A 24,222-nucleotide genomic window follows, 5' to 3' on the forward strand; every position below is an offset into this window, starting at 1 on the left:
GCTAAGCTTTTTCCAACATCATGACAAGGATCAATGAGTATCCCCATCCAAATCCTGGGACGCAAATCCGAGAATCTGGACTCTCTCGACGAAATGAGGCGCAAAGGGGGCAAAATCACCTCGGCACCAAAATTGTAATTACTTTTTCTCAAAGAGCACTCCGCCACTATATTTAACCCCTTTTGCGAGGTATTTTATGGACACCCAAACGACTCAATCTATTTCTCGCCCCAAAAGTCCGCAAGCTTTCCTCTCTCACCTTGAAGGTCCAGCCCACGAAGTTCACGAACTCAGCGAGTTTTTAACGATTGGACGAGACGAAAACAACCTGTTTCAAGTCAACGATCCCTCCGTTTCATCCCGTCATGCACGGATCGAATGGCGCAACGGCATTTATGTATTAAAGGATTTGCGTAGTCGCCACGGAACTTTGGTCAACGGAGCACAAATTTTGGAGGCTCCTCTTTCCCACAATGATAGAATCCGCATTGGAAGTTCTGAGCTTATTTTTCGCACTGAAAGGGACAAACGCCCCTTGTCTTTATTGTTAACGAGTAAGAATACCTCTTGGAATAGCAAACTACGATCGCTTCCAAACTTCAGCAGATCGGACCTTGCCATTCTCATCGGCGGCCCCTCTGGGACAGGGAAAGAAATTCTCGCTCAAATGATCCATCGCTACTCTGCCCGTCGCGAGGGCCCATTTGTCAGCGTCAATTGCAGTGCTATGAGCGAATCCCTGGCCGAAAGTGAGCTCTTTGGTCATACAAAAGGGAGCTTTACAGATGCAACCCATGACCGCAAAGGAGCCTTTGAATCGGCCCGCGCGGGAACTCTTTTTCTTGACGAAATCGGCGACTTGCCATTGAGTCTCCAACCAAAACTTCTCAGATGTCTCGAAAACCGAGAGATCCGGCCCGTCGGCGCAGATCGCACGATTACAACTGATGTCAGAATTGTTGCCGCCACCCATCACAACCTAAAAGAAAGAGTTATTCAGGGAGAGTTTCGCGCAGATCTCTATTTTCGCCTAAATATCTTAAACATAAAAGCACCTGCATTGAAAAATCGAATGGAAGATTTTGAAAATTTACTCCATCATTTTGCCCGAGAATACAAAGTGGCCTTCTCGACCGAGGCGATTGACAGACTAAAGGAACATCGTTGGCCAGGAAATATCCGAGAGCTCAAAAACGTGGTGGCTAGAGCAAAAACCCTCTGCCAGGATAGAGTCATGGCCTCTGACGTAGAAAGCCTGATCGATATCCTACCCGAAGACTTTGGTGTTTCTCTCTCGAAAATCTCTCCCATCGGACCAGAACCTCTGTCTGGAAATGTAATCAAAGATTTAGAAAGAGCTCTCATAGAGAGAAGGCTCCAAATAAATAATGGAAATCAGCGAAAAACAGCCGCTGATTTGGGTCTGCCCAAGAGCACTCTTCATGACCGCATAAGAACCTACCAAATAGACCTTCGATCCCTCACATCAGAAGGCGCCAATAATTAGACACAGCGAGGAGTTTGGGATAGAGCTAAGGCTTCGTGATCATCATTTCAATGTCTATTTCTAGGGCCCGGCCTTGGCTCAAAACTCGATTGATCTCATTTCTAACAAGAGACTTGATTGTTGTTTTGCCCCCAGGACCGTTGGCCTCTTCGTAAGTGAGTTCTTCGAGGGCTCTTTGCATGCCATCCAACAATTCGATTTGCCGATCCTTAACTTCGACAGCTGTTTCCTGTGAGTCAACGCGCACATAAAACTTAAATGCCCCCATGGGATTTTGATGTTCTGATGTTTTTCGAAAATTCAGTACGATCTTTTCAAGTAATACCGTAAAAAAAGGTTGAGGAAAGGCATCAGAGAGTAAAATCTGCTTTTGACTGTCGTAAGCCTGCACCCGATTTGCGATCAGACCAAGATCTCTTGTGTAGTCCAGAAAAAGTGAGGGCAGCCACCTCCCCTTCATGTTTTTTGCTACCATTGAGCTAAATCCAACAAAGAACACCAAAGCAGATCCATAGAGGATTTTCTCCTTCCAAGTCTTTGCCCAAAATCTGCGATTAAGTTCAAAGCAGAAGGCAATAGCCGTCTGGATTTGACAAAACAAAAATCTCAGTCTGTCAGGAAGTTCATGACGACAAAAACTCCAAAATCCAAATAGAACCGAGAGAAATTCATTGCGCAATTTCAAGACAATGGTTCTGGATTTTGTTGGAATTCCCTTTATAGGTACAAGACTTTTGGCGATTGCCGTTTGCACGTTTGGATATCTATCCAAAAAACTCTTTTTTTTCTCCTTTTGCTCATCATCTTCAGCAAGTGCCTTTTCATCCAGGTCCAAGGAACTTATCTCGGCATCGGTCTTTAACTCCTCCGGAACAATGTCTGCCAAAGACATACTAAATGCTGGATCAGATTCCTCTAAAAACTTATCGATATCCTCAAGAGAGATTGAGCCCACCTGGGCCTCAGAAATTCCATTTTCGCTGCTTTTTTCAACATTCGTGGTTTTTAGGTCCGCCATTTGAACATTATGACAAAATTTAGCCGATCCTTGGACTTAAAAATTCTTGTTTCATACCGATATCGAATCAGGAGGTCCCAGATGCTGCAAAGCTGCGTTCTCTTCGTTTCACTCTTAATGATTGGACTTTCGTCCTGCTCCCTGCTGCAGCGCCATCCTGAGAGCGGCTATTTGGGGGCAGAATTTCAAGAATCCAATTCTGCGGTTGATTTCTATCAAAGCCGAAGATTGCGCCAAGAACAGCTAGCCATCGAGGAGCTAGGCATAAATCCCTCTCAATCTTTAAATGAGAACGATCAAGCAAGCATCGAACAAAGACTGCGGCTCAAGCGCATGGAAGCTGCAATTCCAACAAAACTTCAAAAGCAACAGTATTACCGCTATCAGGCGTTTCTAAAAAATGACCTAGACCGCATCCTGTTTCTACAGATCCCAACCATCGAAGCTCGTGAACGATGGGTTCAAAGCCTTGGGATTTCTGAGATCGACAACGGAGGCTACTCTGATGAAATGGCCAAACTTATTGAGAGCAATGATATTGTGATTGGAATGAGCCAAAAAGCAGTCACAGAATCCTGGGGAGATCCAGAAATTGTTGAAGTTGCAGGAAATCCCATTTATCGAAACGAGTGTTGGAAGTATTCAAAATATGTCTCCTCGGAGGATGGCTATCGACGGGAAATGAGGCTCATCTATTTCGAAGGAGGACGTGTTGTTGGATGGGAAACGATGTAGCCGACAAGGTCGGTGTATCTAAGAGTGGGCCTCCTCCCAGTTTCTGCCCCAAGCCAAGTTCACTTTTAGGGGAATATCCAGCTTGGCCACCTTCTCCATTATTTTTTTTATTTCAGAAGACTGACTCTCAACAACTTTCTCTTCGCACTCAAAGAGCAGCTCGTCATGTACCTGCAAAATCATTGGAGATTCGATCTCCTCGTGAAGTTGAATCATGGCCATTTTTACCAGGTCACTGGCCGCACCTTGAATCGGAGCATTAATGGCAGCCCTTTCTCCAAAGGCTCTGATTGCTGGACGAGAGGATTTCAGCTCCTGAATGTATCTGCGACGCCCGAAAATTGTTTCCACAAATCCATTGTTCTTTGCCTTTTCGACTGTCTCCGTCATGTACTCTTTTACTTTTCTAAAACGTTCAAAATATTTCTTTATAATTTCGGCAGACTCTCCACGTGAAATCCCCAAAGTCTGGGCCAATCCAAAAACCCCTTGTCCATAAGCAATTCCAAAGTTCACAGCTTTTGCTTTTCGTCTGAACTCAGAAGTCACATCTTTGAGAGGAAGATTAAAAATTTCAGAAGCCGTCGCAGAATGGATATCGAGATCTTCCTTGAATGCTCGAACGAGCCCCTCATCGCCCGTGACATGAGCAAGAATTCGGAGTTCGATTTGACTGTAATCCACCGAAATAAATAATTTTCCTTTGTCTGCGACAAAGGCCTTGCGAACCATTCTCCCTCTTTCAGTGCGAATTGGAATATTTTGCAGATTTGGATTTACGCTTGAGAGTCTTCCCGTAGACGTGGCTGCCTGTCGATAGTGCGTATGTAATCTGCCCGTCTCTTTACTGATAAGTTGAGGGAGTGCATCGACATAAGTCGATTTTAACTTTGCCAATTCACGATACTTGAGAACCAAACCGCAAATTGGAAACTCAACAGCCAATTTCTCAATTACATCGCTGGCCGTTGAATATCCAGATTTTGTTTTTTTACCCGCCGGGATTTGCATTTTCTCAAAAAGAATCTCGCCGAGTTGCTTTGGACTCGCAATATTAAAGGATTGACCAGCTGCTTTGTGAATTTCAATTTGTAAAAGAGACAGATCCTGAGCGAGAAGTTTGCCTTGTTCACTCAGCTCCGCAACATCTATACCTATTCCCTGTTTCTCCATATTATAAAGTACGGGAACAAGAGGGATCTCTAGATGTTCATAAATCCCTTTTCCTCCCATTTCATCCAGCTTTTCAAGAAGAACAAACTTGATTTCCGAATGACAACTTATAATTTGACCTGCAGAAGCCAAATCAGGGACATTCCTTTCGCAATATCTTTGATAGATCTGGTTGAAATCATCAACACTTCCTGGATCAAGAACATAAGCGGCGAGCATTGCATCCCATACCACCAAAGGATCACTGATCTGCAAGGACCGAAAAACCTCTTTGAGATCAAAGCCTTTCCACTTCAGAAATTTACCAGACAGTGCTCCTCCGATTTCTCTATCCTCACCGTCTGCGTATCCGACCCGACCCTTATATCCAATTAAAAAACCACGATCGGACTTGAGCCCCCAAATCTTCGAATAAGGTTCAATCGAAGACTTCAACTCCTCAATGGTCCAATTTTTTTCGATCCACTTTTGTGATTTGTTTTTTCCCTCAGTATTCGATTGTTTGTCAGATTTTCTATCAGGTAAATTCTTCCTCATCTTATTGATGGCCTCCACTTTTGGAAGCCCTGCTTGAATATTGTTATTGCTTTCGCCCAGAAGACTTTTTTCAAATGATTTGAATCCCATTTCCAATAGGAAATCCCTAAGTCGGTCCTTATCAATGGGTTTGAGGCGAAAATCATCCCACTTAAAATCAAGATCAATATCCTGAACTATTGTGACTAACTTTTGAGAAAGCAGTGCCATGTCTTTGTTTTCTATCAAACGGGCTTTCTGAGCCTTGGCAGAAATTTTGTCAATATTTTGATAGATTCCATCTAAAGTTCGAAATTCATTTAATAGATGAATGGCGCCCTTAGGCCCTATCCCCCTGACTCCAGGAATATTATCACTGGAATCTCCAACCAAGGCCAAGTAGTCGATCATTTGTTCGGGAGCCACTCCCCATTTTCCAATAACTCCCTGGCTATCGTATTTTACGTTTTTCATCGTGTCATATAGTACAGTGAAAGGAGAGACGAGCTGTGCAAAGTCCTTGTCTCCACTCACAATGGTTACCTCTAAGTTATTCGCTCTTCCCATTGTGGCGAGGGTACCAATCAGATCATCAGCCTCGTAGCCCAGACAATCTAGCGCGGCAATTCCTAAAATTTCTGGCATCTTCTTAAGGTAAGGAACTTGTGGCACGAGCTCTTCGGGCATTTCCTTGCGATTGGCTTTGTATTCGGGGTAGAGGCCCTGCCGAAAGGAAGGCTCTATCCGATCATAACAAAAAACCATGTAGTCAGGTTTGTTCTCTCGCAACAATTTTATTGTCATCGACAGCAACCCATACAATGCATTTGTCGGCATGCCCTTTGGGCTAGAGAGTGGAGGTATAGCGTAAAAGGCTCGAAAGAACATCGAGCTAACGTCAACAAGAAATAGCTTTTTCATTTACTGGACCTTATCTGTCAGCCTATAGATCTCTTCGCGATTTATTTGCTGTAGTCCATTCTCCCTGATTAAATTGTCAGCCAAGTTTCTTTGCTTGATCCATTCGGCGTTGGCTTCAGCAAAAGAGAGTAAGGTTTTTAAGGGAGAAAAATATCGAGGATCGGGCAATGCTTCTCCCAATTCCCAACTCAAAATTGTCCTCTGGGAGCAGTCTAAACGGCGCGCCATATTCGCCGTGCACCAACCAAGCCTCAGGCGTAACTGCCTGACCATTAGACCATCCCACTCCATTCGAATCCCCCTCCAAAATGCTTTCCACTCAAAATCGAGAATTTTCATCTTCTCAAAGGCCGAATATTCGTTGCCTCCGGCCCCCTTGATGTTTCCAAAAGATCGTAATCGACATCTAATCCAACGATTGAGTCGTCGACTCTACCACCATCACCCCATGAGGTATAATGAAAATATATGGGTCTACCATCGTGATGCTGTATGTATCCATAACCTTGGTGGCAAAAAAAACACTTCACCCGACCTAATGCCATAAGAAAGCCTCCTTTAAAAAAGTAACTTTTTTATTTGGTACTCTGGACGATTTGGATAGTGCATAAAAAATTTTGAACTCGACATCTTAAAGAGCTTCATTCGTGGTTGCCGATTCTTCTTCATCATCAGAAAAAACAAAAACAAGATCGCCTTGCCCCACTAGGTCAAATCGATCACGAGCTTCCCTCTCAATAAACAAGGGATCCGAGGCATGACGCAGTTTTTCATCTAGCTCCAGAGAACGAGCTTCGAGAACGGAGGTCTGATTTTGGATTTTGTAGAAATCATTATGCAATTCCCACAGACGAATCAAACTTCCGTCGGCAAACAGATTGAAAAATGCAAGAGCAGCACAAAACCACAAAACCCGAAGAGGGTGATTCAACTGCTCTTGTATCCACTGAAACATACGGGTTATACCCATCACCTCTATCATACCTCAAAAAAGGAAGGATAAAAGTCCAGGTATTGAGGAGTTCCTCTGGAATTCATTGAAACTCCTCCCCATGCGAAGCCCAGACTAAGCTTGAAAAGCCTGAGATCCCCAGTATTTAGCCTTTGAACCAAGATCTTCCTCGATTCGCAAAAGCTGATTGTATTTCGCTGTCCGCTCACCTCGGCAAAGAGATCCAGTCTTGATCTGCTCCGTTTCCAAGCCCACAGCCAAGTCGGCAATTGTTGCATCTTCAGTTTCACCGCTGCGATGTGACATTACTGTGCGATAAGAGGCCTGTTGCGCCATCTTAACGGCTTTGATTGTTTCTGAAAGCGTTCCAATTTGATTCACCTTAACCAAGAGGGCATTCGCAGCTCCCCGGCTAATTCCCTCCTGGAGGCGTTTTGGGTTGGTCACAAACAAATCATCACCAACCAACTGAATCTTATCACCAACTGATTTCGTAAATTGGATCCATCCCTCCCAGTCATCTTCAGAAAACCCATCTTCAATTGAAACAAGCGGATACTCTTTCATCCAAGACTTATAGATATCAGACAATTCCTCAGAGGATATCGACCGACCTTCCCAAGAATATTTACCATTGCTATACATTTCAGTTGCTGCAACATCGAGAGCGAGGAAAACCTCTTGACCAGGTTTATAACCGGCCTTCTCTATGGCTTTCATAATAAGTTGAAGTGCATCTTGATTGCGCGATAATTTGGGAGCAAAACCGCCCTCATCTCCGACTGCCGTCGTCATTCCCTTTTCATTTATGATTTTCTTCAAAGAATGAAATATTTCACAACCCGCTCGAAGCGATTCAGAAAATGACTCACCCACAACGGGTACAATCATGAATTCCTGAACGTCTACGCCATTATTTGCATGGGCGCCCCCATTTACAACATTCATGAGTGGCACAGGAAGCTTCGTTGCCCCGGCGCCCCCAAGATAACGATAAAAAACCAAATTTTCTGATAAGGCCGCGGCTTTGGCGGCGGCAACGGAAACACCAAGAATTGCGTTGGCGCCAATTTTTGATTTGTTCTCAGTTCCGTCAATATTTAGGAGCAAATTATCGAAAGCCTCTACACCAACGAACTTCTCGCCAACAAGTCTCTTAGACAAAATATTATTGATGTTCTCAACTGCAATTCTAACTCCCTTACCAAAATGTCTTTTGGGATCTTTGTCGCGGAGCTCATGGGCCTCGTAGGCTCCAGTCGAAGCTCCAGATGGAACTGCAAATCGTCCCATATGTCCTGAATCAAATGTCACTTCCACTTCAACAGTCGGGGTGCCGCGACTGTCCAATATTTCTCTGCCATGAATGCTCTTTATCTTCGCCACTAATGCTCTCCTTTAATGTTGCTTCTCATTTAAAGATTTAACTGCCGATTCATATTGCCACGATGAGGCCAATCGGAAGAATTGGTAGTCCCCTGCTCCGAAGGCAATTGGATCGCCGCCCCCCGCAGCTCCGTCTGCAATCCAACCAAACTTGCTACCATATCTTTGATGAGCTGAGGAAACGTCGAACGCAAGTAATCCCAATCCACTCGCTTCATCGCCTCATTGACCTGAGCATCCTTGCGGCCTTGACCCACAAGTATGGTTACGAGTTGTTGCGCTCGAACCATATAATCGTCAAGGCGTCTCAACTGAGATTTTAACAGATCAAGACGCCCATCAAAATTTCGAGACTCCGAAAACTCACGAACTCCTTGCTGGTTATTTTCAGCCAGGCAAACCAAGTTCTCAAGCTGAGTCCGGTATTTGTCAATTTGAAAGTCTTTAAGAACCAGTTCCCTCTTGCGCTCTTCAAGCTCCCTTTGAGCCAACTCCAGAGATTGTCGCATTGTTTTAACAAGTTCTGGCTTAAAGTTCGCGTCACTGTCTTCGTCTTCAAAAAAACTCTGTTGAGCGTCAGACCACCCAATAGAAATGAGGTGACCACGCCAACGCACCAGGGCCCGCTGTTTTCCCACATAGGAAGGCAAGGCCTCAAGAGCCGCTCGTAGATACTCCGAGGTCAACGGATATTCTTCAGCTACCCAAGGCATTTCAAAGCTTATTGATTCGCTCTCTCGATGAACCTGTGCGAGGTCAGGTGCCGGCGATACAAAATAGGACAAGAAACGATGGGGCTGTTGATATACATCCTGAGCATTGGGCATCATTCGCAAAACGCTATCCAATACGCCCCAAGACCAAAGCTCATGACAACTGTGTCCAACGCTTTCCATTAGATTCCAATTGCCCATCCTATCGCCATACTCCCGACTTACGGCGCCTAAAAATTGCTCCACTTTTTGAGAATCAAGCCAACAGGAAGGATCACGCAGAAATTCCTCGGGAAGATCTGTAAGATCGTATAGCCCTTCCATTCCCGCTCCCTGGCGGCTCACGTGAGCTAGAACCGAATTAGTAATCTTTCCACTGAAATGCACATCTTCGTTGTAACGACTATGAAGGTCGAAAACAAATGATATTCCCTTGTTTTTTCACTCTGTTGTAGAGACTCAATAGAATTGATATGCAGCGATGGAGGCGTCGTGCCAAAAAGATATACGATCACTTTTAGCCTTATTTCGTCATCTATTTAGGACGCCTTCGATCCAAATTTACTGCGCGAAAAGGGAATCTGATTGTCCTCGATCTCAGCCATAAAGGATGGGACTTCCCCGGTAGGCTGCAACTGGCCTATTAGTTTTCCATCTGGCCCCTTCGTCAGACGACTCAAATTTAACAAAGGCACAACATCATAGGAACCATCGGAGGTAAATCCTCTGACCTCCGCAATGCTCCCTAACCGCCTGGAGCCATCAGAATACCGAGAGACTTGTACAATCAAATCTATGGCCGAGGCAATTTGGTAGCGAAGAGCCTTTTCACTGAGACCTTTATCTCCGCCTTGGGCAAGGGCCTCCAAGCGTACGATTGCATCACTGGGCGAATTCGCGTGTACGGTACCCAAACAACCTTTGTGCCCGGTGTTCATGGCTTGCACGAGTTCAAGAGCCTCTGACCCACGCACCTCACCAACAATAATACGATCGGGCCGTAGGCGCAAACTGCTCTTGAGCAAATCACGAATTGTCACTTCGCCACGGCCTTGCTCGTCCGCAAGCCTCGTTTCAAAAAAGACAACATGCTCGTATTCAACCCTCAACTCGCTGGCGTCTTCAATGACAATAATCCTCTGTCCTTTGGGTATCCGATTGCACAAAACACCTAGTAGAGTTGTCTTTCCCGATCCAGTGCCTCCGCTGACCAAAATATTTTTTCCCAATTTCATACACACATCTAGAAATTGGGCCGCGTCGACAGTCATAGCTCCGATATTCACATAGTCCTTAAATGACATTTGCTTAGTAGAAAATTTTCGAATTGCAACCGTCGTTCCCTTTCTCGAACAGGGCGGAATCACCGCATGGATCCGATAGCCGTTGGGCAACCGAGCATCGAGCCGGGGCTCCTCGTCGCTGATTCGCCTTCCTACGCTTTGGGCAATGTTGTTGACCGCCGCTCGCAAGGCGTCCTCGTTCTTGAAACTGAGATTTGTTTTTTGAATTTTTCCAGCTACTTCAACCCAGATCTCATTGTGACCATTAATCATCACTTCAGTGACTCGCTCGTCCTCCAGCAGAGGTACAACTGGTCCAAGAAAATTTCGAATAGCCTGCTCAAAAACACTGCCGTCCCCATTTGCCATATCACTCCTCTGCGGCGGGACGCCGAATCCCCGCCTCAGCGGAGACTGCATGCACGACCACTCTCCCTTGAGCAGAGGTCTCGGGACAGACAAACGAATAGATACCTTCCTTTTTGGGACTCATTACAAAGGACCTCATTTTTCCAAAATACGTGGCATGGTGCTCACTAAACGAATCCATCACAAAACTGACGTTTTTTTCCTTTTCATTCACGTTCACAACATGAATTTTGTAACTCTCTCCTTCTCGAACTCTCACGGTATTTGGAATAAATCCACCATCGGTATTCAAGATAACTATTTCTTGAACGCCCTCTCGGCTCTGAGAAGAAATCAAGCGATCAAAGATGGTCGTATCTTGCGTTCTTCCCTCTGGAGCTGATTCCTTCATTTCACCTTTTCGTTGGTCCTTAAATCTTTTTGAAAAATCAACAGCCCACTCACCGTGAACTTCGCCACTCAATCCTAAAATGACAAATAGAACTCCAGCCACCAACTTTAGAATCATATTAATGTAAAATCTCTCGCGCGTGAAAATCGGCATACTCACGAGCTACCTCCATGGCCAAGTATTTAAGAGCTGACTCATTTAATTTTTTCAATTCATCCATGAGAGTTTTCTTATCATCCTGATAGAGATTTGCCGCACCAATCGCCTTGTGATAGTGATCAAGGTGATGCGGCATCTGCTCAAGAGCCTGCCCCCAATCCATTTGTAAGACTGGATCAATGATTCCAAGCTCATAAAGCGCATCAAAGACTTGTTGTAGATTGCCCTGTAAATACATAGACATCCTTTGTGCAAAGGTTCTCTACGCATCTCTTCGGCATTTTTAGGCTGTTGAATGAGGCCCCGGGGCCAACGTCGAATTCGAACGTCAAGCTTCTTGAGATTGACGTTACGAGTCGATATCTTTCTATAGAATATTGGCGGCAAGCTCCGCTAATTCAGATCTCTCGCCCTTAGTCAGGGTGACATGGGCCGAGATGTGCTGACCCTTGAATCGCTCCACCGCATAAGTCAGACCGCTGTTAGCAGAGTCGACGTAAGGATTATCAATCTGATAACAGTCGCCTGTCAGGACGACTTTTGTCTTCTGCCCAGCTCGAGTGATAATAGTCTTGATTTCATGTGGAGTGAGATTCTGCGCCTCATCAACAATAAGGTACTGGTTCGGAATACTGCGGCCTCTGATATAGGTCAAAGGTTCGATATTCAACATACCCTGATTGATCAACTCTTGAGCGCGACCCGCCGCCTTCTTATCAGCACCTAAAAGGAACTCCACATTGTCAAAAATTGGTTGCATCCAGGGGTTGAGTTTCTGCTCCACGTCCCCCGGAAGATACCCGATATCTCGACCCATCGGAAAGATCGGTCGGCTCACTAACAACCTTTGGAAATATCCGTCATCCAGGGTTTTATGAAGACCTGCTGCAATCGCCATAAGAGTTTTTCCAGTTCCCGCCTTACCGACAAGTGAAACAAACAAGAGCTCGTCATTGAGCAGTGCATCCAAAGCAAAACTCTGCTCTACATTTCGAGGGTGAATACCCCAAATACTCTCGGTGGGACAGATGAGCGAAACAATTCTTCCTTGAAGTCCGCTAAATCTGCCAATAGCGCTATGATTTGGGTTCGAGGAATCCTTCATTACCACATATTGATTCGAATGTAGCTTCTGAGTTCCTTCATATACAACTGACTTCTCTCGATAAAAACGATCTATGATAAGAGGATCTACCTCCAATTCCTTGACCCCAGTGTACATCTCCTCAAATGAGGTCTCATCTGGATCGTAATCCTTGGCATTGATACCAAAAACATCTGCCTTGATACGAAGATTGATATCTTTTGTGACCAATTCGACCTGACCAATCGGAAATTTTCGTTGCAAACTCAGAGCTGTTGCCAAAATCCGATTGTCAGCTTTCATACTGTCAAGCTCTGGAGGCATGCCCTCAAGGCTCATATCAGTGCTCACATATACGTAACTTTTGCTATTTTCTAGCAAGACTCCGCTAGCCAAAGGTCCTTGGCTTCTCAAAACATCGATAAATCGAGAAAAGTGGCGGGCATTGCGCCCATTCTCTCCCAAATCTCTTTTGAATCGGTCAACTTCTTCAATAACGGAAAATGGAATGAAGATATCCGAGTCTTTGAATTTTGTGATCGCCAGAGCATCAAATAAAATCACATTGGTATCGAGAACAATTTTACGACTTGCACGCCCCTCAATTGCCATGAAATACCTCCCAAGTTGACCAACTGCCATCCGTTCCGCAACCAAGTCCGCGGAGCTGCTTCCATTCGATCTTATTTACTTATATAAGTATATGGAAAAATAAAGGAAAATGGTGATACGAATGAGCTACGTACAACAGCCTTAGCGCAGAAAATATCAACTGATTCGAGGCCTATCGCTATTCCTTGAGATTGGAGACCATGACATCTCCCCCGTCCCTCTCCAAGCTAGCCGAAACGGTTTCTATGAACTTGACAAAATGACCCAAGGCAACGTCATTAACGGAACCCTTTACAAAATCAGCTCCATGACGAAAGACTCCTTCTGGGCCTTCCTGTCGCTGATTTCTCACTTTGATCACAAAAGGAAAATAAGTGTATTGGTTGAGGTAGACTCGCATGGCAATTTCTTCGCCCTTGGCAAATTTTCCGAGGTCCATTTCCACGTCAAATGACATTCCATTCTCTGAAATATCATAAAGAGAGACCTTCATGAGACCCATTTGAGGCAAGACCGCAAATGCGCCAATAAACTCAGTCAGTATTGTGCGCTTTACTGTGCGTCGCTCCTTTTGGATCTGCTCGATTCGCCGCACGGTCATATCCACGATAGGGGCCTGTTCTTCGCTGAGAATTTGGTTCTCAGTATGGTTTATTTCGTTGCTGACCGGGAACTCATCCCTTTTTTTAGACTTTTTTCTAGTCTGACGCCTTTTCGCTAAATCTATGACATTACTCGCTTTAGGTCTCATGTAACCCCCACTCTCTCCTTATCGGCAGAAATTGTCTCAACTTTAAGCGGAGTCTTCGATATATTGCTGTCATGAACGGAGTCCTGTATTGAGAAAACACCAATCCTTTCAGGTGATTGTTTTATGTACTGGGATTCTTCTCAGCCTTTTTATTCATATCGGTGTTTATTTTGGAGCCCTTCATTTACCCACTCCTGTCAGATTTTTACCAAGTCTCCCTATCGAAGTCGTCTACAGTCATCCTCCCTCCTCATCCAAAAAACAGTCTTTCGTTACTGATCCAGATTTGGGTGTTCTCGAAAAAGAAATCACAGATAGGTCCCGCTTTCTCTCAAAATTCACTCGCCGAGTGAAAGAGGAATCGGTTGCTCGCCTCAACGGTCCTTCTCACAATCGCCCCCCCGGGCACCCGTTTGCCCGCAATTCCCCGCAAAAATCTGAAAAAACAGAAACCTCAAAACTTCAAACAAATTATTTTAAAAACTGGAAGGATCTGAAGCCTCAGGGAGATTTGTTCATTCACAAAGACTCAAGACCGCTTCACCTAACTCCGAGATCAGCTGAGGAAGGTATTTCTTCATCAAGAACCTTGGCGTTCGGAGGTTCCACAAACGGAGAGTACATTCCAAATGTAAGAGAGGGAGAATTCACCTCTTTGAACACAGATCAATTTCTCTACTACACCTTCTTTGCTCGGGTAAACGAACAAGTGCGCTCTCGCTGGGTGAATGCCATGGCCGAATATTCCTCCTCTCTGAGCGCCAGTGATTTAAGTAAACTCGCCCTTGTCCCACGAATAACAGTCGTCGAAGTCCTTCTTCAGTCTGACGGGTATCTCAAGAATATTTTGATAAATAAGGAATCTGGAAGCAAAGGCCTGGATCAGACTGCTATTTTGGCCTTCTCCAAATCAGCTCCTTTTTTAAATCCACCTTCAGAAATGATCAAGGAGGACGGTCTGATTCATCTTATTTATTCCTTTCGAGTCGAATGGCAACCCCGATATTTTGTGAGACAGAGCGAAGAGCGATGATTCCCTCTTTCAAGGGCATTTATTGCCTAGACATTGCGCTTGAATGGAGTGAGAGCACAATGTTCTGGACCCCTGTATTGCTCTGCTTTTGGTAAAATATCACCATGAGGATTTCCCAAGCGCTCTTTTATTTCTTCCTTTTTCTCTTCATTACTTCTTGTTTTTCGGCAAAAGCGGGAGTTATAGAAATGGGCACTTCAGCGACCTTCAGAAGGTCCACGATAGACGAGAATAACTTCCAGGAGAGCACCAGCTACACAGGTACCGTCAGCTACTATTTTTGGGAAATGTCAGCACTTGAATTGAGCTATACCGAGGGTTCTTCCCTTCTGAGTGTGAAGCCTGTTGATGACACAAAGGTGATTACAAGATCCACTTTTCGGCTTATCGGACTGGATCTGGTGATCACTCTCGCCTCTCAACAATCAAGCCTCCAGCCCTATATTAAAATTGGAGGTGCCCGTATTTCGAAAAAAATAGTGCGGCAACCAGAAGGCCTTGATGCCTCAGAAATTGAATCTCCAACGGGAGTGGTTCCCAGCGCCGGTCTCGGACTCAAAATAGTTCTCGGCAAAGCCTTCTCGATAAAAGTTGGAGTGGATGCCTGGACCAGTCCTCTTTCTGAAAGCAAGCCCTCCATCGACTATGCCGGCCGAGCCGGAATCTCCTGGATGTTTTGATGTGGTTTTCACTGCGATTTGCCTGTCTCACCTCGCTTGTCTTTCAATTGAGTAGCTGCCAGATCACATATTATATGAAAAGTGCCTACAACCAGGCCAAAATACTCAATGCCCGGGTGAGCATCGATAGGGCGCTAGAAAATCAAAACCTCAACGAAAACACCAAACATAAATTGAGATTGGCACTCGACGCGCGCCATTTCTCTGAACAAAGTTTGGGACTCAAATCAACTCAAAACTACACGACCTACTCAGACATAGGCAGACCCTATGTGTCTTGGATTGTTCACGCCTCTCCCGCCTTCGAACTCAAACACCATCTTTGGAGATTTCCGATCGTCGGAAGCCTCCCCTACAAGGGTTTCTTTTCAGAAGAGGAAGCAAAACAAGAAGCACAAATTTTCTCGGACAAAAACTTTGACACTTATGTTCGAGGTGTCACCGCTTATTCAACCCTTGGATGGTTTGAAGACCCAATTCTCAACACGATGATGAATTACTCTGATCATGATTTGGTCAACTTAATCATACACGAAACCGTTCACACGACTCTTTATATAAAAAGTCAGGCTGATTTTAACGAACAATTGGCAACATTTATTGGCAATACCGGCACTGAACTCTTTTATCGTGCAAGAGAAGGCAACCACTCTCAAACTCTGGAATTGATCTCTAAAGAATCTCAGGACGAAAAAATTTTCTCAGATTTCATAAGCCAGGAAATCGATGAACTCACCAAATGGTATCAGACCGAAAGATCCTCCCTGAACACCGACGCAAAAAAAATCCGTCTTCGACAGATCAATGAGCGCTTCAAATCCAATATCTTGCCACAGATGAAAACTGAAAATTTCAAATTCTTTAGCCAGCAAGAATTAAATAACGCCAAATTGCTCGCCCTCAAAACCTACGTCTATGATTTATCAGTTTTTGAGCGAACTTTTGATAAACTCAACCGGAATTTTTCCGATTTTCTGAAGCTGTGCAAGTCGTTAGAAGAGGAACAGGATCCAAAAGCAAAACTCGAAGATTATATTATCTCTCTGTGAGGGTTGATTTCATTTTTGAAGTGGTCATTCTTCTGACTGAGTACGTGATAAAAATCAGGGTTTCCAAGGTGAAAACGCTGTGGCAAGCTCGCCGAAATTGCAAACTAAATCGCTGAACTCGCTCTAGGCATAACTTGTAGTCTTATGTATGTTCTATATTAAGGAGACAAATACTCAACTACTCCAAATAGTCCTCCCTGCTCAACCGGAAAAATAAGACTGTCGCGGGTCGCATTGTAGATCAGACTTCTTCCCGTGCAACCGATTGTTGCAACCGGCCAACTGAGGGGGATATCAGTGGCGCCATTGATATCTTTTTTGTGAATTTTTTTATCGGTAGTCGAGCAGTAGTACACAATATTCACTGTTAACCCCGCATTGCGACGATAGGCAAAGGAGGAGGCAGGGCTGGACAGTGATGTCAATGTGCCAATATTGCCGTTGGGGGGAAGGGTTCGGATTGAGTTCGTTCCATTTGTCAATAGCAACCACGTATTTGAAAAAGTGTCCCAGGTTGCACGTGTATTCTTTAAGCCGTAGCTGCCAGTGATAGCGCATGCAGAGAGTGGAGTTCCATCTGCGCAAAGCGAATTGTTGGGAACAGGGCCAAGAATGCCAGCTAAAGAAGACTGATTTCCTGTCACGCTATTATAGAGTTTTAAGAATGCGTCCGAATGAGATGATCCATTCCAACTGTTTTTCGCAGACAAAATATTTGTCCCATCATATCCAATGACGACGTTTGGATAACCATTACCCGCTATATTCGAGCCGTCGAGACCGTCAGCTAAGGCATAATTTGTAGCACCGCCGCCAACAAGTTGGCTCCACTTGCCAGTGCCTCGATCCAGCTTCCCAATCCCCCCATTTAGGAGGTAATAGACGTTCCCATTTGAATCAACTCGAAAGTCATCCCAGTAGGGTCCGGCAGAAGTCAGAACAATTGGCTGAGTATTTGCTGGACTGGAAGTATTTGGATATGCGTTTGTTCCATTTCCCGCGATGGTAGAAATGGTACCTCCAATCAAAAATTCTCTCATTCTATACTCAATTTGATCGAGTATCACGATGGGTCCTGTGTCGGCACTTTGATCGAGGCTATTGATGCGATCAAATCTTGCTGAAAGAGGATGGCCCCCATCACCAAAACTTAAGGATTGCCCAAAAATGGTTAGAACCAATCCGTTCGCGTCAATAGTTCGAAGACGACCGGCATCAATAAAATATATTTGTCCCGTTGCTGAAATAAAAACATCATATAATAAAAATTTACAAGAAAGAGCTGGAGTTCCATCGTTGCAACTTCCTAAATCTCCAGTGCCTGCCAGAGTATTCCAAGTTTTAGATTGTGAATCAAATTCGTAAATTTTTGCCCCATGTTTAGAAAAGCCATAGCTCTTTCCATTGGAGGATACAACTTTCTGAACATTGTAGTTATTAAATGCATTTGCAGGATGGGGTCCATTGGCAACGGCAGTGCTTGGATTTAAGTTGACATTTGGATAACTTGGGTTGCCGTAGCAAACCATTTGCATGCTTGTTAGAGCGGAAGAGATTGGATCAAAAGAGAGAGTAAAGTTGTGAACGCCACAGGTAGAAACATCATAACTAGGTTGTCCATATGTGCCGAGCCCTGAGGGATAAATGCTTTCGACCTGGTCTAAGGTTGATTTATAGACTCGTACTCTTGAACTACTAGAGGTAGTTTCAGATTGAAAATAGATATCACCATTTGGAAGCGCGATAAGTGGCATCTGTCCTGCGGCCGTATAAGTTGCATAGTTGCCGGGGTTATTAATTTTAGCAGATAATGGGGCCACGATATCACTTGTGGAGCTTCCTCCTCCAATGATCGTTGTGATTGTCATGGGATTGGCATTCGTATCAATTCGACGAATTTTCGTATCGTCAAAAACGAGGAGCCTTTCTTGAGAATCGAGAGCAATTTTAAAGGGTTTCTTTAATGTCGCACTGGATATCGGACCACCGTCGCCGCTGGCGACTCCCGTTGTCGGAATTAGGAGCTTTTGAATTCCGTCAGCAGGATTGACGTACAGAATACCGCGATAGACATCTCGAAAATAGAAAACCCCCGAAGCAGTGACTACGAAGCTTTGAGGATCCGATACCATGGCTTGCACTTTATCATTGAAGAACACGGCGGAGGCAGCGCTTCCATTAATTCCCGGGTCGAGGTTTCCAGCGAGAAAATTAACGGGATAGCTATTAAGAGCCTGTGAAGGGCTGGCTGTGTTTACACCATTTAGGTCGGTGGCAACGACTCGAATGCGAAAGTAGCTACCAACGGGGACTCCAGAGTCCCATAGGTAGCAGCCGTTGTGAGATCCATCAGTAGAACATCCACCGTTGCTGGAATTTGGAATACTCAGGACAATAGGAACATAGGTCGTGTCATTGATCGTGTAGTAAAGGGAGATGGGAGTGGGGTCAAATCCGATCGAGGAAGAGGCCTGCCATTTAATGAATAAATTGGCAGCGGGCGAGACATTGATGTCTCCATGAGCCAGTGGACTTGAGGGAGTGTCTGATCCAGTGGCTTGAACATTGATGACTAAAGGTGGAGCACCCTGGCTGTAGTTAACATCGGCAAGATCCTGGCCAGCAGTCCCTAAGCCAGAATTTGTAAGTGTGGAAACATTTCCGACTTCATCTCGCACCCAGGCTCTAATGGAATTCACTCCCGGAGTGAATCCAACAAGGAAATTAAAATTACTAAGGCTCAAAGATTTCGCTGGAGTCAAGCCCGGAGGAGTAGCAGAAATAGCTACCCAACAGGTAGCATTGAGTGCAGGGAGTGAGACATCTCCTACTTTTAGACAGAAGTGAGATATATTGGTGTGAGTGTCAGTCGCAGCCAAACTCACTTGAACATAATTACTCACGGAGAGGGGAGTGCTACCAGATGGAGCACCGTTGATGGTCATCGAGGCAGGATTCAAACTCGGAGATGTGCTATCAACTGTTAAACTGGCGCTGGATATGGCTGAGGCACAATTTCCTGCTGTATCGCATCCGCTCACATTAATCTGGAATTGATCCGTATTTAGGCTTGGCAATATGAAGTTTTCACTTGCATCATTGGCTGTGCCCATTGCCAGAGGAATCCAGTTGGTTCCATTGTCTTCAGTGTATTGAATATCAATGGTTTGTGAGCCCCAATTGGTATCGGTGGCCGTCCAGGTGACGGTCTGAGTAGTTCCACCCTTAAATGACCCAGAATTAAAGCTAGTCAGGGTGATCATAGGGCTAGTTTGATCAAGAGTCATGGTAACTGAATTTGATGAGGAAATATTTCCCGCAGAATCCTTGGAGTAGGCGTAGACTGTTTTTGCCCCATCTCCAGAAGGTACCGAGAACGCCATAGTGGATACACAAGATGTCCAGCCACTGTCCGTGGCTAGTGGAGCCGTCGCCGAACTTGAAAAAAGAATTCCAGCATATTCGCTATCGCAGATAACTGAGATCACCACCGAGGTGGAATTTGAATATTGGGCTGAGCTTCTGACAATAACCGGAGCAATAGGAGGTATTGAATCAATAATCAAATCTGTCGAAGACTGGACAGAACCAGTATTCCCAGCTAAGTCGATCATGGTTATCCGAACTTTTATGGTGGTTGAATCTATTGCCGGAACCGTCCAATTGTAGCTGCCTGAATTAGACACACCAGCCGCTAATGAATTCCAAGAGGATCCGCTATCTGTCGAGTAATCGATGCTAATGGGATTGCCAGCAGGGTTGATCTCTGTGGCAGTCCAAGAGATCATCGCATCGCTTCCTCCCTGCAAAATTTCTCCCCCATTGAGGCTCATCAAAGCAATCGATGGGCCCACTCGGTCTAAAACCAGAGTGACGTCTTGAGAACCTAAGGAGATGTTGCCAGCAGCATCTCGCGCCCAGAGCCTCAAGACTCGAATACCATCAGTTCCTGAGAGGTTGAAGTTGACATCTTGTTGAGACGCAGTTGTGCAGTCAATATCATAGGAGCTAGAAAGAAGCGGTGCTATGCCGAAGGCGGGAAAACTTTCTTCAACCAGTGCCAAATTGGAGAAACTTCTGCAGTTCTGAGATCGTCCGTCAACAAGAGACCCCGTCGCCATGCTTATGGTGGCTAATAGACTCGATGTGTATTGGGGTGAAGCCAATAAAACACTGGGCGAAACAGGAGGTATTGAATTCTGGATCAAAATTGGGAAAGTTTCTTGCCTATAGGCTTTAGAGGTATCTACACTTCCCAACCCATTATCTCGCCCGATAAAAAGCTGTATCATGTGAGACCCTTGAGAATTAGCTGATGGGGTAAACGTAAAGTTAGAGGAGTTAGAAAGTGTGATTGAGCCCAATTTCCAAGCGTAAGCCAGGGTATAATTGTGGGACCAATGCGTTGCCTGAACCGACATCGTCTGCCCAATTTCTTCACTGAAGGTTGTCGGAACGCTGGTCGACTTTACATTGGGTACGGCATCCTCTAAAACACTCGGATCCAAGCCAAAAATAGTTTGAAACTTTGCTGTTAAATAGGGATTTGAATTTAACGTAGAAAACGCCTCAGTTAAAGAGCCAGCTCGTTCTAGGGCTTGATAGAAATCAATCCAATCTTGAGCCGCTCTCTGTCGAACCAAGGCCGAAGCATCAGTCAAAGAAATCCAAGCCATCAGAGTCGTGCCATTACTTAAATTCTGATCAGATGTGCCAGTCACAAATCTTTGAAAAATAGAAGTCCCGCAAGAAAACTCAATCAGATATTTAGTGGCCTGCGACTCCCTCGATAGGTCTATTCCGAGACGATGAAGTCCAGAGAAAACAAAACTGCCTGAGCTTTCAATGGGCGTTTCTAAGAGGAAAGCACTTTTTTTCCCATGATCATCTAAAGAGTACAAACTGGCCAATTTTCCTAAACAAGTGGATTGAGAGCTGAAATCTGCAGATTCTGCGCTCATACTGGAAAAGCTGGAGATCGATCCGCTAATGGTATCAGATACCGATGACTTAAAGGTCAGATCTTTAGACTTGCATCCCAACGACATCACTAGGACGGCAGCACAAAGTAGCATTGCCAAAAAACGGGAGGTATTTGCAAGCATCATCGCTTATCGGGACATCAGACGAAAGTCTTGAACGTGCCAGAATCAACCAAGCGTCTTAAAAATGCAATAAACACCTGCTCGACGCTGTATTAAAAATAGACCTGGCTCTTTTAGGGATCTATTTAAACTCCGATACAAGTAGATGAGGCTCATCCCGAAGAAATCTCTCAAAATGAGTCTAGCTTTTCTTGTTTTGATTATTAGCATCAAAAGTTCAGCCGCCAGTAAGTTCTATTTTTACGTAGTCAAAAAAAATGATGTCATATCGAGAATTCTTCATCGAATTGGCTTGAAACCAATCTACGAAAAGAATGGTTCAATTCATCGATTGAAGAGACTCAATCCATCTATTCTAGATCTAAATGTTATTTATCCAAGTCAAAAAATCAGATTTTCTAGTCGGTTGGTTGGAAAAGGAATTTCATTGGGTTTAATTAGGGTAACTGAAATAAATGAAATTCAATTCATCGATTCCAGGGCAGGCGAATCAAGTCAATCGCCGGAATCGCCCCAATTGGCGGACAAGTGCCCAAAAAATCCAGTTGCTAAAATTGGACCCATTTTAACTTCACCATTGTCTCCATCTCAGGTTTTATCTAGGTATATTGCGATTGGGACTGGTATCACTTTTTTAAATTTTTCCCAAAATGGAAACGAAATGGAAAGCCTAGAATACTCCAGTTTTTTGAGTTCCAGTTTCTCGATTCGAGGTGGCATTGAATGGCACAATCAATTCGGAATTGACGCAGTTTATGCCTCCTATCCTGGAGAGATCAATTCTTCCACCAATCTTGTTACAAATGGCAAGTTTTCCTGGGCAAATGAAAGTCTGGAAGCGACTTACAAAATAAACAGACACATTCCTAGCAGATTTCGCCTCCGAGCCAGAGCAGGGATGCAATACCATGATCTCCCATATGTTCAACTTCCAACGGCGTCTTCAGCTGATGTAAGAAAACACCAAATTTATATGGCCTCCATTGGCCTCGATAACGTGTTTGAAATTTCATCCACATGGACAGCTGAATTTTTACTAAGATACCAATATCCTGTCTCTCAGTCCACCACTTCGGATCTAGTAAAGTTTAACAATCAATTTGCCTTCGATGGTTCAATTGGCGCGAACTACCATTGGGGAAATCATTGGCGTTTGGGTAGTTTCTGGCACGGCCAATGGCAAGAGTTTCGCTATTCAATGTTCAATGAAGCTTTTGGGCAGATGGACGTTGGAAGAAATAGATTTTTTTTCTCAGCCATTGAATTTAGAATGTCTTTTGCCTTTTATTAGCAGGTGCGTTGGATATCCTACATCAATTACTTGCTTCGATGATTAATTGCGTGCCGTTAGAAAAGGAACGGGATCCAAAATCAAAATTCGAAGAATAAGTTCATCATTTCATGACCATAATCTTGATCTTGGTGACGAGGCTCCTTCAATGAAGGCTTCTGAGGAAGTCTTCCGTCCTCTTGCAGCTTTAGGATGATCGCCTGATTGTCTGGAGATATCTTCCCAAAGGCTCTTGAAAACTCAAAATAAGCTAAGATTGCGTTCACGATATCTTGATCAGCAGAATCACTCTGATACCAGGAGATCAAATTTGAAATGACTTGGCGAAATTCCATATCAATTGCGAGATAAAGAGAAAGAATAGAATTTACTACGATATCGTCGAGCTGAGACTGCTGCTTTACGAAGTGACGAAGCTCCGAGGCCCACAGAGAGGCAAACATCAGTCTTTCCCTGAAATGCCGCGAAGTTTGCCCCAGGAGTTCCCTCGGTGCCTGGTCCGTTACGACCTGGTAAGCTCGTCTTTCAGCAGCTTCGATTCTTTTTTTTAAAAAATTCTCATCGAAATTTTCCTGAACAAGCTCCATTTTGTCTTGGCCACGACCCATTGCAAAACCGATGAGGTCAACAGATAGTGGATTTCGACTCAAGTCCAAGGTCAAACCATGAAGTTGAATTTGTGTTAGATAGATCTCCATCAAAGTCAGACTCAATTCGGCAACCGAAAAGTCTCTAGAAGAGATCTTCATCTGTGGGAGGAACTTGATTCCCTCACCCAGTTGTACACCCTTGAGAATTCTTATTCGAATATATTGACTCAGTTTTAAGAAAAGCTCTGTCGAGTCTGGAAATACTCCATTGGTCTGCCGAAAATAGAGCAATATTGCTGAAGCAGATGAATCGGCCTTTACAAAGTCCTGCTTATTTTTGCGCATAAATTCCCGCATACTTTGATGAGAATAGATCCCCCCCAAGGATCGGGCTATTCTTTCCAAAAGCATAACCTTATGACGAAAGGATGTCGTCAATTGTGGCACAATTCCAATCGGTTGAGCGGGAGCCTCCGCAGCAGAATGCAACTTCAAAACAGCCCGGCAAGAGCGTGGCCCTTGATATTTTTCTGGAACAGGATTCTGTAAGAATTTCTCGTTTGCCAAGATTCCACTCAAGGAACATGTGGCGAATATGAAGGCTATCACGCGCACAGAACAATACGGAAAACGCTTGTAAATGAAGTCCATTCAAAATCCTATGAGGCAGGGTTACATGAAGCCATTGCGGCCTTTTGTGCAACACCAGTGCCAAGAACAAAAAGGGACAAAAGTAAAAAATAGAGTTGTCATGATTGAACTGGCCCACTTGATTGTTGTTCCAAACTCCAAGGGCGCCTCGCTGAAGCAGATCTCAGGGGTTCAGGATCGAGTTCGGCTTGGTGCAGTGCTCACAACGTGAGCGCTGCTGCCGGACGTATGTTTGAAGATCCTGGACTCCTGA

At 44.6% G+C, this 24,222-nt stretch carries 21 protein-coding genes; 7 read left to right on the forward strand and 14 right to left on the reverse strand.

Annotated features, from left to right (window positions below):
- Positions 1–196: 196 nt before the first annotated feature.
- Positions 197–1,507: a sigma 54-interacting transcriptional regulator gene (locus tag IPL83_14060; protein ID MBK9040261.1), complete on the forward strand. Its 1,311-nt coding sequence runs from the start codon at positions 197–199 to the stop codon at positions 1,505–1,507.
- A gap of 25 nt (positions 1,508–1,532) precedes the next feature.
- Here the strand turns inward: IPL83_14060 and IPL83_14065 are convergent, their stop codons facing one another.
- Positions 1,533–2,525, reverse strand: coding sequence for a flagellar basal body-associated FliL family protein (locus IPL83_14065; protein ID MBK9040262.1), 993 nt, complete (start codon positions 2,523–2,525; stop codon positions 1,533–1,535).
- Positions 2,526–2,606: 81 nt separating this feature from the next.
- Here IPL83_14065 and IPL83_14070 point away from each other — a divergent pair, with 81 nt between their 5' ends.
- Positions 2,607–3,260 carry a hypothetical protein gene (locus IPL83_14070; GenBank protein ID MBK9040263.1) on the forward strand — a complete coding sequence of 218 codons (654 nt, stop codon included), beginning with the start codon at positions 2,607–2,609 and terminating at the stop codon, positions 3,258–3,260.
- An 18-nt stretch (positions 3,261–3,278) separates the two neighbouring features.
- Here IPL83_14070 and polA read toward each other — a convergent pair whose 3' ends face one another.
- From polA to IPL83_14125, 11 genes are all read right to left on the reverse strand, one after another.
- Complete coding sequence (polA, locus tag IPL83_14075; GenBank protein MBK9040264.1) at positions 3,279–5,870, reverse strand: DNA polymerase I; 2,592 nt, start codon at positions 5,868–5,870, stop codon at positions 3,279–3,281.
- Positions 5,871–6,161 carry a helix-turn-helix transcriptional regulator gene (locus tag IPL83_14080; GenBank protein MBK9040265.1) on the reverse strand — a complete coding sequence of 97 codons (291 nt, stop codon included), beginning with the start codon at positions 6,159–6,161 and terminating at the stop codon, positions 5,871–5,873.
- Positions 6,162–6,205: 44 nt separating this feature from the next.
- A complete protein-coding gene (locus IPL83_14085; GenBank protein MBK9040266.1) occupies positions 6,206–6,415 on the reverse strand; it encodes a cold shock domain-containing protein in 210 nt (69 codons plus the stop codon).
- Positions 6,416–6,501: 86 nt separating this feature from the next.
- Entirely contained in the window at positions 6,502–6,840 is a 339-nt protein-coding gene (locus IPL83_14090; GenBank protein ID MBK9040267.1) for a septum formation initiator family protein, read from the reverse strand.
- Positions 6,841–6,936: 96 nt separating this feature from the next.
- Positions 6,937–8,208, reverse strand: coding sequence for a phosphopyruvate hydratase (eno, locus tag IPL83_14095; GenBank protein MBK9040268.1), 1,272 nt, complete (start codon positions 8,206–8,208; stop codon positions 6,937–6,939).
- 29 nt (positions 8,209–8,237) lie between these two features.
- Positions 8,238–9,245: a hypothetical protein gene (locus IPL83_14100; protein ID MBK9040269.1), complete on the reverse strand. Its 1,008-nt coding sequence runs from the start codon at positions 9,243–9,245 to the stop codon at positions 8,238–8,240.
- 215 nt (positions 9,246–9,460) lie between these two features.
- The gene (locus IPL83_14105) at positions 9,461–10,573 is read right to left on the reverse strand and encodes a CpaF family protein (GenBank protein ID MBK9040270.1); all 1,113 of its coding nucleotides are present in this window, start codon (positions 10,571–10,573) and stop codon (positions 9,461–9,463) included.
- A gap of 1 nt (position 10,574) precedes the next feature.
- Positions 10,575–11,081, reverse strand: coding sequence for a cupredoxin domain-containing protein (locus IPL83_14110; protein ID MBK9040271.1), 507 nt, complete (start codon positions 11,079–11,081; stop codon positions 10,575–10,577).
- 1 nt (position 11,082) lies between these two features.
- Positions 11,083–11,361, reverse strand: a complete 279-nt coding sequence (locus IPL83_14115; GenBank protein ID MBK9040272.1) for a cytochrome — start codon at positions 11,359–11,361, stop codon at positions 11,083–11,085.
- Positions 11,362–11,490: 129 nt separating this feature from the next.
- The gene (locus tag IPL83_14120; GenBank protein ID MBK9040273.1) at positions 11,491–12,819 is read right to left on the reverse strand and encodes a PhoH family protein; all 1,329 of its coding nucleotides are present in this window, start codon (positions 12,817–12,819) and stop codon (positions 11,491–11,493) included.
- A 178-nt stretch (positions 12,820–12,997) separates the two neighbouring features.
- Entirely contained in the window at positions 12,998–13,570 is a 573-nt protein-coding gene (locus IPL83_14125) for a PilZ domain-containing protein (protein MBK9040274.1), read from the reverse strand.
- An 88-nt stretch (positions 13,571–13,658) separates the two neighbouring features.
- Between IPL83_14125 and IPL83_14130 the strand changes: the two genes are divergently transcribed.
- The 3 genes from IPL83_14130 to IPL83_14140 all read left to right on the forward strand — a co-directional run bounded on the left by IPL83_14130 (position 13,659) and on the right by IPL83_14140 (position 16,332).
- Positions 13,659–14,603 carry a hypothetical protein gene (locus IPL83_14130; GenBank protein ID MBK9040275.1) on the forward strand — a complete coding sequence of 315 codons (945 nt, stop codon included), beginning with the start codon at positions 13,659–13,661 and terminating at the stop codon, positions 14,601–14,603.
- Positions 14,604–14,791: 188 nt separating this feature from the next.
- Positions 14,792–15,283, forward strand: coding sequence for a hypothetical protein (locus IPL83_14135; protein ID MBK9040276.1), 492 nt, complete (start codon positions 14,792–14,794; stop codon positions 15,281–15,283).
- 62 nt (positions 15,284–15,345) lie between these two features.
- On the forward strand, positions 15,346–16,332 hold the full coding sequence (locus IPL83_14140; protein ID MBK9040277.1) for an aminopeptidase: 987 nt from the start codon (positions 15,346–15,348) through the stop codon (positions 16,330–16,332).
- Positions 16,333–16,490: 158 nt separating this feature from the next.
- Here IPL83_14140 and IPL83_14145 read toward each other — a convergent pair whose 3' ends face one another.
- Positions 16,491–21,440, reverse strand: a complete 4,950-nt coding sequence (locus tag IPL83_14145) for a hypothetical protein (protein ID MBK9040278.1) — start codon at positions 21,438–21,440, stop codon at positions 16,491–16,493.
- A gap of 172 nt (positions 21,441–21,612) precedes the next feature.
- Between IPL83_14145 and IPL83_14150 the strand changes: the two genes are divergently transcribed.
- Positions 21,613–22,728: a LysM peptidoglycan-binding domain-containing protein gene (locus IPL83_14150; GenBank protein MBK9040279.1), complete on the forward strand. Its 1,116-nt coding sequence runs from the start codon at positions 21,613–21,615 to the stop codon at positions 22,726–22,728.
- A gap of 80 nt (positions 22,729–22,808) precedes the next feature.
- Here the strand turns inward: IPL83_14150 and IPL83_14155 are convergent, their stop codons facing one another.
- Positions 22,809–23,969, reverse strand: coding sequence for a hypothetical protein (locus IPL83_14155; protein ID MBK9040280.1), 1,161 nt, complete (start codon positions 23,967–23,969; stop codon positions 22,809–22,811).
- A gap of 25 nt (positions 23,970–23,994) precedes the next feature.
- Here IPL83_14155 and IPL83_14160 point away from each other — a divergent pair, with 25 nt between their 5' ends.
- The gene (locus tag IPL83_14160) at positions 23,995–24,180 is read left to right on the forward strand and encodes a hypothetical protein (GenBank protein ID MBK9040281.1); all 186 of its coding nucleotides are present in this window, start codon (positions 23,995–23,997) and stop codon (positions 24,178–24,180) included.
- Positions 24,181–24,222 lie beyond the last annotated feature (42 nt).

This window comes from Bdellovibrionales bacterium, assembly GCA_016716765.1.
Classification (GTDB): Bacteria; Bdellovibrionota; Bdellovibrionia; order Bdellovibrionales; family UBA1609; genus JADJVA01.

What these genes read in the sequence shown, in the direction of transcription:
- IPL83_14060 (MBK9040261.1), top strand. Translation starts at nt 197, where the DNA reads ATGGACACCCAAACGACTCAATCTATTTCTCGCCCCAAAAGTCCGCAA.
- IPL83_14065 (MBK9040262.1), bottom strand. Translation starts at nt 2,525, where the DNA reads ATGGCGGACCTAAAAACCACGAATGTTGAAAAAAGCAGCGAAAATGGA.
- IPL83_14070 (MBK9040263.1), top strand. Translation starts at nt 2,607, where the DNA reads ATGCTGCAAAGCTGCGTTCTCTTCGTTTCACTCTTAATGATTGGACTT.
- polA (MBK9040264.1), bottom strand. Translation starts at nt 5,870, where the DNA reads ATGAAAAAGCTATTTCTTGTTGACGTTAGCTCGATGTTCTTTCGAGCC.
- IPL83_14080 (MBK9040265.1), bottom strand. Translation starts at nt 6,161, where the DNA reads ATGGAGTGGGATGGTCTAATGGTCAGGCAGTTACGCCTGAGGCTTGGT.
- IPL83_14085 (MBK9040266.1), bottom strand. Translation starts at nt 6,415, where the DNA reads ATGGCATTAGGTCGGGTGAAGTGTTTTTTTTGCCACCAAGGTTATGGA.
- IPL83_14090 (MBK9040267.1), bottom strand. Translation starts at nt 6,840, where the DNA reads ATGGGTATAACCCGTATGTTTCAGTGGATACAAGAGCAGTTGAATCAC.
- IPL83_14100 (MBK9040269.1), bottom strand. Translation starts at nt 9,245, where the DNA reads ATGGAAGGGCTATACGATCTTACAGATCTTCCCGAGGAATTTCTGCGT.
- IPL83_14105 (MBK9040270.1), bottom strand. Translation starts at nt 10,573, where the DNA reads ATGGCAAATGGGGACGGCAGTGTTTTTGAGCAGGCTATTCGAAATTTT.
- IPL83_14110 (MBK9040271.1), bottom strand. Translation starts at nt 11,081, where the DNA reads ATGATTCTAAAGTTGGTGGCTGGAGTTCTATTTGTCATTTTAGGATTG.
- IPL83_14115 (MBK9040272.1), bottom strand. Translation starts at nt 11,361, where the DNA reads ATGTATTTACAGGGCAATCTACAACAAGTCTTTGATGCGCTTTATGAG.
- IPL83_14120 (MBK9040273.1), bottom strand. Translation starts at nt 12,819, where the DNA reads ATGGCAATTGAGGGGCGTGCAAGTCGTAAAATTGTTCTCGATACCAAT.
- IPL83_14125 (MBK9040274.1), bottom strand. Translation starts at nt 13,570, where the DNA reads ATGAGACCTAAAGCGAGTAATGTCATAGATTTAGCGAAAAGGCGTCAG.
- IPL83_14135 (MBK9040276.1), top strand. Translation starts at nt 14,792, where the DNA reads ATGGGCACTTCAGCGACCTTCAGAAGGTCCACGATAGACGAGAATAAC.
- IPL83_14145 (MBK9040278.1), bottom strand. Translation starts at nt 21,440, where the DNA reads ATGATGCTTGCAAATACCTCCCGTTTTTTGGCAATGCTACTTTGTGCT.
- IPL83_14150 (MBK9040279.1), top strand. Translation starts at nt 21,613, where the DNA reads ATGAGTCTAGCTTTTCTTGTTTTGATTATTAGCATCAAAAGTTCAGCC.
- IPL83_14155 (MBK9040280.1), bottom strand. Translation starts at nt 23,969, where the DNA reads ATGGACTTCATTTACAAGCGTTTTCCGTATTGTTCTGTGCGCGTGATA.
- IPL83_14160 (MBK9040281.1), top strand. Translation starts at nt 23,995, where the DNA reads ATGAAGCCATTGCGGCCTTTTGTGCAACACCAGTGCCAAGAACAAAAA.